Source organism: Acinetobacter schindleri (assembly GCF_010918895.1).
Classification (GTDB): domain Bacteria; phylum Pseudomonadota; class Gammaproteobacteria; order Pseudomonadales; family Moraxellaceae; genus Acinetobacter; species Acinetobacter schindleri.
In genome coordinates, this window is sequence record NZ_CP044483.1 from 742,554 (window position 1) to 755,607 (window position 13,054).

General features: G+C 41.2%; 7 protein-coding genes. 4 read left to right on the forward strand and 3 right to left on the reverse strand.

Annotated elements, in window-relative coordinates; translation table 11 throughout:
- Positions 1-196: 196 nt before the first annotated feature.
- The 4 genes from FSC11_RS03615 to FSC11_RS03630 all read left to right on the forward strand — a co-directional run bounded on the left by FSC11_RS03615 (position 197) and on the right by FSC11_RS03630 (position 6,882).
- Positions 197-2,353 carry a hypothetical protein gene (locus FSC11_RS03615; protein WP_163165225.1) on the forward strand — a complete coding sequence of 719 codons (2,157 nt, stop codon included), beginning with the start codon at positions 197-199 and terminating at the stop codon, positions 2,351-2,353.
- A 12-nt stretch (positions 2,354-2,365) separates the two neighbouring features.
- Entirely contained in the window at positions 2,366-3,091 is a 726-nt protein-coding gene (locus FSC11_RS03620) for a hypothetical protein (RefSeq protein WP_005223035.1), read from the forward strand.
- A 29-nt stretch (positions 3,092-3,120) separates the two neighbouring features.
- Positions 3,121-5,361 (forward strand): DUF6160 family protein, encoded by a 2,241-nt coding sequence (locus FSC11_RS03625; RefSeq protein WP_163165227.1) that lies wholly within the window; start codon positions 3,121-3,123, stop codon positions 5,359-5,361.
- Between the two features lie 117 nt (positions 5,362-5,478).
- Positions 5,479-6,882, forward strand: coding sequence for a hypothetical protein (locus FSC11_RS03630; RefSeq protein ID WP_163165229.1), 1,404 nt, complete (start codon positions 5,479-5,481; stop codon positions 6,880-6,882).
- A gap of 54 nt (positions 6,883-6,936) precedes the next feature.
- Here the strand turns inward: FSC11_RS03630 and FSC11_RS03635 are convergent, their stop codons facing one another.
- The 3 genes from FSC11_RS03635 to FSC11_RS03645 all read right to left on the reverse strand — a co-directional run bounded on the left by FSC11_RS03635 (position 6,937) and on the right by FSC11_RS03645 (position 13,014).
- Entirely contained in the window at positions 6,937-8,655 is a 1,719-nt protein-coding gene (locus FSC11_RS03635) for a proline--tRNA ligase (protein WP_163165231.1), read from the reverse strand.
- Positions 8,656-8,751: 96 nt separating this feature from the next.
- Entirely contained in the window at positions 8,752-11,859 is a 3,108-nt protein-coding gene (locus FSC11_RS03640) for an efflux RND transporter permease subunit (protein ID WP_163165233.1), read from the reverse strand.
- Between the two features lie 21 nt (positions 11,860-11,880).
- On the reverse strand, positions 11,881-13,014 hold the full coding sequence (locus FSC11_RS03645; protein ID WP_163165235.1) for an efflux RND transporter periplasmic adaptor subunit: 1,134 nt from the start codon (positions 13,012-13,014) through the stop codon (positions 11,881-11,883).
- Positions 13,015-13,054 lie beyond the last annotated feature (40 nt).

Genomic DNA, 13,054 nt, shown 5'->3' on the forward strand with positions numbered 1-13,054 from the left:
TTTATTTTTTTGAGTTTTCATTCATCGGAAACTTGACTATTCAGCACTTTGCTTTTTGCATCTGAATGGAAAATAAGCATAATGGATGCAGAAATCTAATTAAAAGATGCACGATGCATCATTCAAAAATAGAAATTGCAGCTGGGAAGCTGAAAGATAAAGATGCGGAGCATCTGATAATAAAAGGACAGTGAAGATGATTTTGAACGGTAAACATTCCATCTTTAAAAAATCGTGTTTAGCAAGCATGGTGAGTTTGTTATGCATGCCTTCTACCTATGCTTTGCAGCAGTTATCGGATGAATCTTTAGCAGATACGACAGGGGAAGGGATCGCACTTACTCTAAATGATTTCAAAATGGTATTTCAGGCACCGAATGATGTATCGGCAGGCTCTAGTTATACCCGTGACATTGATAATCCTGGTCAAGCAGATACAGGTTTCATTCGCATTATTCCTACAGGGGAAAACTATACCCAGTTAGGACAGCGTGCCTATGACCGTGTCTATGCGGATACTTACAATAAAAGTGTATTACAGGGGAAAGCAGATCGTAATTATAATACGTTGTATAAAAATACTTATGACACCACTTATAATTCGCAATATTCTACATTATTAACAAGTTATAGCGCTAATATCGAGACTGATGCTGAGGCAAAAAGAGAAACTTTTTTATTAGAAACACGTGAAGCACTGCTCAAGACTCCTATTATGCAACAATACTATACACAACGTCTTGCAGATTATCGAAATGGGACATGGGGACTGGATGGATCGACACCTGCATCTTTAAAAAAAGATGGTACAACTTCACACAGAATGCTGCCTGTAAGTAATGATCCTACAGGTATTTTAGAATTAGAACAAAAAGCTAAAGACTATGCATTGGGTAATACCTATGAAATGATTAATTTACTTTATGGTCCAGGTGCATTGACTGCTAATAGTGACCTTACAAATTCGACATTTTATAAAAGTCTAACTAACTTCGTCAGATCCGATCAAATTACTGCAACAGTTAATAGTCTGATTTCTAATGAAATTACTCGAGAGCGTCTTGCTGCAGAGTTACGTGCAAAATATAATGCCACTCAGCTCGCTGAAGATGCTGCAGACGCAGCAACGCAACAAATCTTGGCATTAATTATTGCGGCTGCTGAAGCCAGCGCATTACAGGCGGCAGCAAATTCCCCGGTCAAATCCTTAAAGACCAAGGCAGATGTTTTTATATACGGTCTGGCATTATCTAAAAGTGATGGCTCATTAAGCACACGTTATAGCAATGAAGGGTTTAACTGGGGTTCAGCTGAAAACCCTTGGTTATTCCGTGCAGGTACAGAGAGAGTTAAACAGTTTAAAAATGCAGATAAAAACATCGGTTATCTAGCACTAGAAGCACCATTGGCATTGATCCCTCAATATGCGACTGCAGATGACAACAATATAAAACTAGGTTTCTGGACGGATATCTTTTCTAGAAGTCTGGATTCAAGCAACCAGATTGATCCAGCAACAGGTGCACCGACTTCAGGTTTAGAGTTAGATCAACGACTACGTATGCAAGTGGTGGCCAATGGCTTAAGTCTAAATGGTTCGCAAGTCCGTTTATTCCAAACAGCTGAATCAAATGATGCAAACTATAATAAGACCCTAGGCTTAGCCGCATTATTACGTTTGAATACCAATGATAATCCAGCGACATTGAGTAAACTTGATTCAAATCTGGATGCACGTGGTATTCGTATTAGCTCAGCAGTTGAAAACGAAGATAACACGGTCGTTACACCTGCTATGGTGCGAGGTACACCAGCCCCAATTTTTGAAGAACAGGAAGGCTTGTATTTATATAGTCCTAATATCAATCTTGTCCTCGGTAATATGTATCAGCCTTTTGTAGTAGGTTCAGAAGGTAATAATATTATTTTGGAGGTTACCCGTATTCCAGATATTCCAGAAATTTACAATAAAATCTACCAGAATTATAAGAGTAGTAATTTTAAACCGGGTGATACTGCCTATAACACACAATATGGTCTGACTGAATACTTAGGAACCAGCAGCCTAGAAGGGTCTACCTGTAATGTGTATACCTGTGGCACAGCAATTAAAGCCAATGATCGGGATACGGTCGCAAAATATCAAGGGCGGAATGCAACTCACAGTAGTATTTCAATTGGTACTGTAGATCATCTGCCAGGCAACCTTTTAGATGCAAATAAAGGCGACAATGCGACGGGAATTATGTTCAAGAGCACCGCAGCAAATGGAACCGAGTTTAAAAACTTTGGTTCAGTGGCAATTGATGGGGTGCTGATCCAACATCTAAAAATTAAAACGACAGGACTATAAAGGGAGTTAGCCATGTTAAAGAAAATGACCTTAGCGACCTTGATGTGTGTATCGTTATCTAGCTATGCCAATTTAGTGAATTTAAATCAACAAGAAATGAAAGAGGTAGTTGGACAAGGGGGGGCAGACCTAAGTTGGACCTTTTCTTTAAATCATCGATATGCTACTAACCCAAATCTTAAAAATATTCATGGAATTGAAAACGGCATTGCAACTGTATATTACGATTTTGATGCAAATTCATGTGGTACAGATAATCTGTTCTGTCGTTTGGCTATTTCACCTAATAATCATGTGGATGAGGATGGCAATAAGAAATGGCTGGTTTTTAAAGATATTCAGGGTACCTTGCAAATTGACCGTTTTTCTATAGATGGCGCTACTATCATTAATTATCGGAATATTCCCCAAGCTGCGATGCAAGTCACTTTTTATGATGAAAGTCCGCTTAAAATACGTAATCTTGGGTTTAGTACCTTAGCGGTTGAAACAGGGACTACAGACGAGGCAGATAATAAAGAAGAAGGTTATTTAAATGTCGATAAATATGACACATACGTAGAAAAAATTACCGATATTAACGGAAACATTACAACTGCAGAAAAAGCAGTTCCTCAATTTGATCTTGGACAAGAAAAAGGTTTTATGGGGCTCAATGTGCATGGCAATATGCATATGTCTGGAAAATTGAAAATCTTTAGCTATAACTGCTCAGGTGGGGCACAAAGCCGTTGCTAAAATCTTAAGTGAAGGATAAGGATATCAATATGAAAACAAAAAAAATGCAATTAAAACTCCTCACTGTATGTGTATTTTTGGCACAACAAACCTATGCTTTAGAGGCTATCCAAGATCAGGACTTAGGACAAGTTACAGGTCAAGACGGGCTTAGCCTTACCCACGAAGTTTCAAAAGTGTACATTGAACAAGCCAACTGGCTTGATCCTACCGGTGATCAGAATGTACAAAGAGGTTTGGGGCTGCATCAAGTAAATGTATTAGGTGTTAATAACAATCCTATAGTGAGCCAATTACATCTTGATGTAGGTGCAACAGAGGTCGGCACAGGGATCAGGCTGGCATTTAGTGTTGATCCATTTAATGCAGAGGCAAACTTAAATATTGTTGAAAAAAACTGTAGTGAAGCAACGTGTCATGCTATCAATCGGAATGTGGCAAATGTAAGTAGCTTGGGTAAGTTGGGTATACAAACCAACTCTCCAATAAAAATGCTTTTAGAAACACAAGCAGGGCTATTTAACAGTAAAGAGCTCGCTTATCTAGATTTTCAATTGCAAAATGCGAATATAAGTCATGCCTTAGGGAATAATAAAACCCTATTAAAAGACTTTAATTTTAACTTCTCTGGTTTTGGATATATGTCTGTAAACCAGCATGAAGGTATTGTCCTAAGTACATACAATACTGCAGAAAAACCGAGTATTAATAGTGAAACTAATATTGTGCATTTAGGACGTGTTGCTGATAACACTGATGTGGCAGCGGGACGTTCTGGCGCTACTAATCCTGGTATAAATCTGGATTTGCGTTATGTAACCCAACAAGATGCAACTTCTAAAGCAGTAGTCAAAAATATTATGCGTATGGGCGCATCAGGCGATATAACCAACGCAAAAATATTTATGAATGGTAATCAGTCTAATATTACTAAATTTGGAGTCAATACCAATGGTCAGACTTACAATGCTTTAACAGGTTATGAAAATATCACCAATACTGGTGGCTTGCATTTGGGTATATCCACTGATTTCACCAATGCGTCCAATAGCCAAAATACACCAACAACATTAGAAATAGGTCATACAGGGAAAGGAAGTTATGCAATTGAGTTTTCTAATTTAAGGGCACTTACAAAGCAGCAAAATGCTTATATTGATTTTGGTGATATTTATGTCAATACGATTTCAGGTAAAAGCTTAGATTTTCTGATAAATGAAAATTTAAAAAATACCTTAATGCAGAATGATCATATTCGTAAGCAAAATCTAAAGTCTACTGAAAATTATGCCTTTATAGCAGTACGTGGCATGGACTTTCAGTCAATCGCCAGTAAAGCGCGCTTTATTTCAGACAATTCGATTGCCGCTCTTACAGGCGATGGTGGTTCTTGGGGTATAGGTATTCCAGTCTATAACCTGAATGCCAATGTAGCTTTGACCGGTACAACTTATAATGGTAAACAGGGGATAGCTTACAATGTTCTTGCATCAACCGAGGGTTATGGTATTGATGCTAAAACGGGTTTGCCAAGTACCACCTCTATTCTTTTAATTGATGGTCAAAATGGCGTACATGGCGAAGCTGTGAATTATTATGCTGGTTTACGTAACATTGATGCTCTGATTCAAGCTGAAGGTGTGATTAGCTATGAAGATAGTGGACTATATATTCGTGCAGATGATTTATTAATTGCAGCACAAGCGGAATTAGCCATTGGCCAATTGCCTGGTTCAAAATATAACTGTACTTCAGGATCTGCGCTATGTGGTGCTGTAGTTGCTAACGATAGCTTCTCAAAACCTGATGATGTTTTGACTACGATTGCTTTAAAACTAGATGGTTCAGGTGAACTACGCATTATTCCAGGAGTAGATCCGACTCCTGCTGATCCTGATAGTAACTTCCTTGGATTGAAAGGTAATTTCAAATTTAAAGATTTAACTGCTGCGCAACGTAATGATGAGAATTATGTAGGTAGTTATTTTAGTTTAATCAACAAAGATATTGGTGAAAATGGTCAGGTTGTACAAAGTTCAGCATTAACTTTGAACAGTCTGGAAGGAAATTTAGGTTTTAATACAAAAGTTAAATTAAGTACAGATACAGTGACCTTGGATAGTCAGATTGACTTGAATTATACTAAGGATCTGGCAACCCCATTTAGAACCAATTTCGCAATGACCACTAATAATACTATGCAGAATATGGCATCAATTGCGTTAACAGGTGGAACGATGCGTAGTACTTTAGGAATAACGCCACGTTAAAAGGGTCATCTTCTTACAGAAGTGTGCTATGTCACATACTGGTAAGTAAGATAAATAATGAAATGTTAATGGATTATTGTTCTAAATTGAGTAACTGATACTTCATGGGATTATAAGATGAAAAAAATAATAATGAGCAGTCTTGCATTTGCAATACTAGCAACATCACAGCAAGGGATTGCTCTAACTGCTTTAGCGGATCAGGAACTAGCAGCAGTAGAAGGCCAAGCTCTTTTAAATATGCAGACTAATTATGATTCAGGGCAAGGTATCAAGTTTCATAAACTAGGCCTAGAAGCATTAATGGAACTTAATGTTAATATTAAAAGTCTCCAATTGGGCTGTGGTGGGATGAATGGTGCAAATGCCTGTGATATTGATATTTCCAATATATCATTAAGTGGTCCAGCAACAGGGCAAAAGACCGATGGCTCTCCAAGTTTTACAGGTGAGCGTGCTGCAACCAGTGCTCAAATTACCAATCCATTTATTGAGTTTGCAATCAGTGGTAATCAGACAGCTACACGTGAAGTTGTGGGTTTTCGTCTAGGTGCAGAAGAAATTTTAGGCTTACTGACCTTAGGTACGGACAATATTCCAGATCCAAAAGATGGAATTAAAAGCTTCAGTGGTTATATGAAAATGGCTCAAACTGAAGGTCACTCCTATACTAAGGCTGCAACCTTTGGTAATGCATCAGATCAGAAAATTAGTGGTACATTAACCGCTTTAGGACAAGACCGTACTTATACCAGTAAACCTGGTGCTGAAGGCCATACTGGAATTACTGTACCTTCGATGCGTGCAGATTTTGTGATGCCAGAAACAGTCGTAACAGGTAAGCGTCTTAACTCAGCAGTTGTTTCTGGTATTCGTTCTACTTTAACATCTATTCCACTTGCTGCATCAGAGAGTGGTTCTTATGGGCCTGACGTAAATGGTACACCAGACTTTTCTAAAGACCAGCTATATGTCACGTTTCCTGCTCTAATTTCATTAGGGAGTATTGAGGTCGGAGATCACTCATTCTTTAAGATGGCAAAAGGATCAACCTTAGAAAACTTGAATATGGATATTACCTTTGTTCAAGCCTTAAATATGATTCATAACATTCCATTATCCGGTACAGGTGGATATCTGTCTTTGCAAAGCCGTGATGTGCAGTGGTTGGGCGCTGACGATAAAGATATAGCAAAAGCAGGATGGTGGATGTCGTTTAAAGATCCAATTGACTTGGGATACTTAGAAACAAAAGATTTGGTAGATGTGTCTGCTGTATTGCCACAAGTTGCTAAAGCACTGACTACTGAGCTGATGGCAAGTTATCATAATGTAGATGTATCAGTGATTGAAGCGCTGGGTTCTTTAGCAGGCACCCCAATTGAACGAAAAATGAATATCAATGTTGGCGCCTATACAGGATATTATACTGGACAGCCTGCGCGATTAACCTTACAAAATCAGGTCTTGCAGAACCAGTCGGTTACATCTAACTGTTTCGGTGGACACAAATTCTGCTAATACAATATAAAAAAATCCCGCATTTCGCGGGATTTTTTTATATTCAGAAAAAAATTATTTTGCAATTTTTACTAATAACTCTTCTTTAGAAAGGTTGACTGATTCAGCATCACGGCGACCTTTGTATTCAAAAGTGCCTGCATCTAGACCTTTTTCACCAATCACGATACGGTGTGGAATACCAGTTAGCTCAAGGTCAGAGAATTTTACCCCTGGACGTTCATTACGATCATCCAGTAGTACGTCATAACCTGCAGCTTGAAGCTCTGCATAAAGCGCTTCAGCAGCTTCTAAAGTACGCGGTGATTTGTGCGCATTCATCGGCACAATGGCAACTTCAAATGGTGCAATTGCAGCTGGCCAGATGATACCTTTTTCATCGTAATTCTGTTCAATTGCAGATGCTACGACACGTGTCACACCGATACCATAACAACCCATCGTTACAGTGAATGGTTTGCCATCTTCACCTAAGACTTTACAGCCTAAAGCTTCAGAGTATTTTTTGCCTAACTGGAAGATATGACCTACTTCGATACCACGTTTGATTTGAAGTGTACCTTTACCATCTGGAGAAGGATCGCCTTCAACCACATTACGCAGGTCATAAACTTCGCTAAACTGCGCATCACGTTCCCAGTTCACGCCAGTTGAGTGCTTGTCTGCTTCGTTTGCACCTGCAACAAAGTCAGACAGTACAGAAGCAGCACGGTCAACGATTACTGTTAGGCCTTTTTCTACTAAACCTTGCGGACCTACAAAACCAGCAGTCAAACCTAGTTCAGCAAGTTGAGCTTCAGTAGCAAAAGCCAAAGGCGCAGCAATTTTTGGATGCTTTTCGGCTTTAATTTCATTCAGTTCATGGTCACCACGAAGGAACAGGGCAACGACAGGAGCTGCTTTACCTTCTTCAGCTGCAACGCCTTGAACCAGTAATGCCTTTACTGAATGCGCAGGATCAGTACCAAGGAAATTTGATACATCAGCAATGGTTTTCTGATTTGGCGTGTCAACAACTTTTAATTCTTGAGCGGGTGCAGCGCGTTCACCAACCAGAACTGCTTCAGCCATTTCGATGTTGGCTGCATAATCCGATTCAGTCGAGAATGCGATGTCATCTTCGCCGCTTGAAGCTAGGACGTGGAATTCGTGAGAACCTGAACCACCGATTGAACCGGTATCCGCCTGTACTGGACGGAAATTTAAACCTAAACGAGTAAAGATCTTGCAGTACGCATCATACATCTTGTCGTAAGTTTCTTGTAGTGATTCCTGATCCGCATGGAAAGAATATGCATCTTTCATGATGAATTCACGTGAACGCATTACACCAAAACGTGGACGAATTTCGTCCCGGAATTTAGTCTGTACTTGATAGAAATTGGCAGGCAATTGCTTGTAGCTTTTTAACTCATTGCGCGCAAGATCAGTAATGACTTCTTCGTGTGTAGGACCAAGTACGAAATCATTGGTATGACGGTCTTTGAAACGAAGCAGTTCAGGACCATATTGAACATAACGGCCAGATTCTTCCCAAAGTGAAGCAGGCTGAGTTACCGGCATCAACACCTGTAATGAACCAGCACGATCCATTTCTTCGCGAACGATCGCTTCAACTTTATTTAATACGCGAACGCCCATCGGCAGCCAGGTATATAAACCTGAAGCCAACTTACGAATCATACCAGCACGAAGCATTAGCTGATGTGAAATAACTTCAGCATCGTTCGGGGTTTCTCTCAACGTTGCAAATAAAAAGCGACTCGCGCGCATGGAAACTGTCCTAAAAAATTAAGCGTTAAAGCAGAGATTATACAATAAAAAATGAGGTGAACATTTCAGAATGTCACCCCACTGTTATGCAATAAATTATGACATGATTTTACGTGTATGGCGCAGCATAAAATTTTTAAAGTCATCTAAATAAGTAAAGATGACTGGAACAACGACTAAGGTCAGCAGGGTGGAGGTGATCACCCCACCAATCACCGCATGTGCCATAGGTGCACTCTGTTCACCACCTTCACCGAGTCCAAGTGCCAAAGGAACCATACCCATGACCATGGCACTCGTTGTCATCAGGATTGGACGTAAACGGGTTTTACCGGAAGCGATAATGGCTTCATAGCGATCTTCACCACGGTCCATGGCTTTCTTGATGAAGTCAATCAGCAGGATAGCATTTTTGGTCACTAGACCCATCAACATAATGATCCCGATAATAGAGAACAGGTTCATGGTCGAGTTAAACAGGAACAGGGCTAGGAATACACCAATCAAGGATAAGGGCAACGAAGCCATGATCGCAGCTGGGTGAATAAAGCTGTTGAACTGTGAACCGAGTACAATATAAATGAACACGATCGATAGAGTTATCGCTGTCAGTGCATAACCTGCAGATTCAGCCATATCCGCATTCGAACCTTGGGTATCAAAACTATAGCCGGGTGGTAAGTCAAAATCAGCCTGTACCTTGCTAATGTCCGTACCGATATCACCTGCAGGACGACCAGCTGTATTGGCTTCTACCAGTACTTCACGCGCCAGATCACGGCGGTTAATCTGGGATGCTCCAAGTTTTTCCTCAAATTTTGTCACACTTGAGAGGGGAACCATGATTGGTTGACCATTCGCATCGGTCTTATTTGATGTGAGATACATATTTTGTAAGTCACTTGGTAGAGTACGTTTATCTTCCGTCAGGCGTAGATTCACGTCATAAGTTTCACCTTTTTCATCTTGCCAGGAGGTGACATCATCACCAGCAATTAATGGACGTATGACATTGGCAATCTGATTGACTGAAAGACCAAGATCACTTGCCAGTACACGATTGACCTGTACACTCAGAGTAGGCTTGGGTTCTTTCAATGAACTTTCAAGGTCAACCACACCCTCTACTTTGCTAATCTCTGCCATAAAGCGGTCAGAAATTTTTTGTAATTCATCCAGATCTGGCCCTTTAATAGATATCATGATGGGCTTTTGTCCACCAGAAACAGTTTCGTCTGCAGAGGCGACTGAAGTAATGGTAATCCCGCCTACAGATTGCAAGCGCTCACGGAATTCATTGTTAAGGTCGTTCAGGGTTTTTTCACGTTCAGTCCGTGGTGTCACGGTAACGCGCAGACTGACATGGTTTTTGCCCCGATCGGTAACCCCATTAATGACGCCATAAGTCGCACGTACATCCGGGTGTTTACGGATGATCTGATCAACTTGCTGGAGTTTGGCCTGAGAATATTCCAGAGATGAATCAACCGGAGTTTCAAATTTAATCCGGATTTCACCTTTGTCTGGCACAGGTACAAATTCGGTACCAATCAATTTGGACAGTCCGAGAGCTCCGAATAGAGACGCAACCGCAATCAGAATCGTGATTAATCTAAAACGCAGTGCCAGTTTGAGTAATTTCTCGTAGACATCGCTTAAGCCATCGAGCTTATTGGAAATCCATGTAAAAAAGCGTTTTACCGCGTTGGGTTTTTTATTTGGATCCTTTTTACGCTCTGCCCAATGCGCAGACAGCATTGGATCTAGGGTAAAGCTGACAAACATGGAAATCAGCACAGCGGTACTTACCGCGACGCCAAACTGGAAGAAGAAACGACCAATAATACCGCCCATAAAAGCAACGGGTAAAAATACCGCAACAATGGTCAGAGTTGTGGCGAGAACAGCCAGACCAATTTCTTTGGTGCCATCCAGAGCGGCAGTGACATGGTCTTTGCCCATATCACTGTGACGTACAATATTTTCCCGGACCACAATGGCATCATCAATCAACAGACCAATACTGAGCGAAAGTGCCAGCAGCGTCATCATATTGATGGTGAAACCAAAGGCCCAGATAAAGGTTAAGGTACCAAGCAGGGCAATCGGTAGAGTAAGGCCAGTAATGACAGTAGAACGGAAAGAACCTAAAAATAGCAATACGATCAGTACTGCAAGCACAGCCCCTTCAATGATGGTTCGTGCCACATCGCCAATCGTTCCACGAATGCTTTTGGAGGAATCGACCACCACTTGCAAGGTCGTACCTTGCGGGAGCTGGGCTTTAATGCTTTCTAAAGTTTTATAAGTTTCATCGACAACTTCAATAACATTAGAGTCAGAACTACGCAGAATATCGATAGCCACTGCTGCCTTGCCATCCAGGAAAGCACCTGTTTCCAGTTCGGCCTGACTATCCTCAATCTTGGCAACCTGTTTCAGGAAAATAGGCGCACCATTTTTATTGGCAATAACCAGGTCCCCAAAGGCTTGTGGATGCAGCACTTTGGAATTGATTTCAATCACCAGCTCAGAATTGCCAGATTTCAGCGTACCACCAGGAACTTCAACATTTTCAGATTTCAGTGTGTTAATGACACTGTCTACACCAATCCCAAAAGCTTGTAATTTTTGTGGTTCAACCTGAATACGGATCTGACGCTGGGCATCACCGAGCAGGTTGACTGTACCCACACCGGGAACAGTACGTAGCTGCGGCACAATACGTTGATCAAGATAAGAACTTAATGATTTGAGATCCATTTTATTGGATTCAAATACGATCGACATGACTGCATTGGCAGATGGGTCATAACGCTCAACCACGGGTTCCTGAATTTCATCACGAAAATCAGCAGTAACAGACGCAATTTTATCTCTCACATCCTGTGCAGCAGTGGTTGATGGTACATCCAGGTTAAATTCTGCCGTAATCATCGACAGGCCTTCACTGGATTGTGAAATCACTTGCTTAAGGCCAGAAATGGTATTGATCTGGTCTTCCAGTTTTTTGGTGATCTCAGATTCAACCGTTTCAGGAGAAGCACCTGGATAGTTGGTATAGACCACCACAAAGGGGAAATCCACATCTGGAAACTCTTCCACACCCATACGTTGCCAAGAAGCGAGGCCCAGTACCATCAGACAGAACATCATCATGATGGTAAATACAGGAAACTTCACACTAATACGCGTCAACCACATCTTGATAATCCTTTTATGATTTTAGTTCTGGCCAAGGGTGACGGTTTTATTAATATCGGCATCCGTGAAGCTGATTCGACTGATCCGATCACTACTTTCAAGTCCGCGAACGACGGCAAGATTATCGTTATAACGCTGTTCTAGTACATCCACATTTACTTTGATGATCTTATTCTGGCGAACAGCCCAGACATAAGGCTTATTCTGAATATCCCGAATAGTATCCAGAGGAATCAGTTGTCCGGAAATCTGACGAGCACTGAGAATCTCGCCATCCACAAAGGAGCCGATACTTAAAGAAGTAATGGTTTCATTTGGACGAGCAAAGAATTCAATCTGACGACTGGCCTGATCTGCAATAGGCGAAATCCGGCTGATACTGGCAGTAAGCAGGTTTGGATTGCCCTGAATACGGTATTCAATTTTACTGCCAGTTTTCAGGTCAGCCTGCATGTCGCTCGGCACTTTAGCCTGAATTTCCAGTTGATCTGGATCGACAATTTCAAAAATGGTTTGACCGGGAGCGACAGTCTGACCTGGCTCAACCTGACGTTGGGTAATTACCCCACTAATCGGGCTGCTAATGATGCCATCCTGATCTGCCTTTTGTGCAATATCGACATTGGCCTGTTGTGCACGAACATTTTCTAATTGTGTTTGATAGTCGACACGGCTTTGTTCATATTCAGCTTTGGAAATAAAACCTTGATTGAGTAGGCGCTGCTTACGTTCCATCATGAGGCGTGCCTGATTCGCCTGTGCTTGAGCCGATGCACGATTGGCCTGAGCCTGTGCAAGACGCGCAGCATTATCCTGATTATTTAGGCGAACCAGCACCTGACCTTTCTGAACGCGTTGCCCGACTTGAGCATTGACACTGGTCGCTGTAGCGGTCACCTGAGCCTGAATGCTACTTTGATTTACCGCACGGATAGTCCCGGTAAATGCTGTTTTTTGCACAGCATTGCCTGTCTTTACCTCAATCAGGTCTTGAGCAATCAGTTCTACATTGTTTTGATTTTTTGATGGCGTTGAATCAGCTGTTTCTTGTTTATTACATGCAGTTAAGAGCAGACTCATACAGAGCAGACTCATGACAAAAGTAGAGCGACTGGTATTATTTTTCGAAAAATAAGTATGCTGTGCAGGGTGCATAGGAATCCTTTTTATAGCGCTGACCACAGAAGCAGCATCA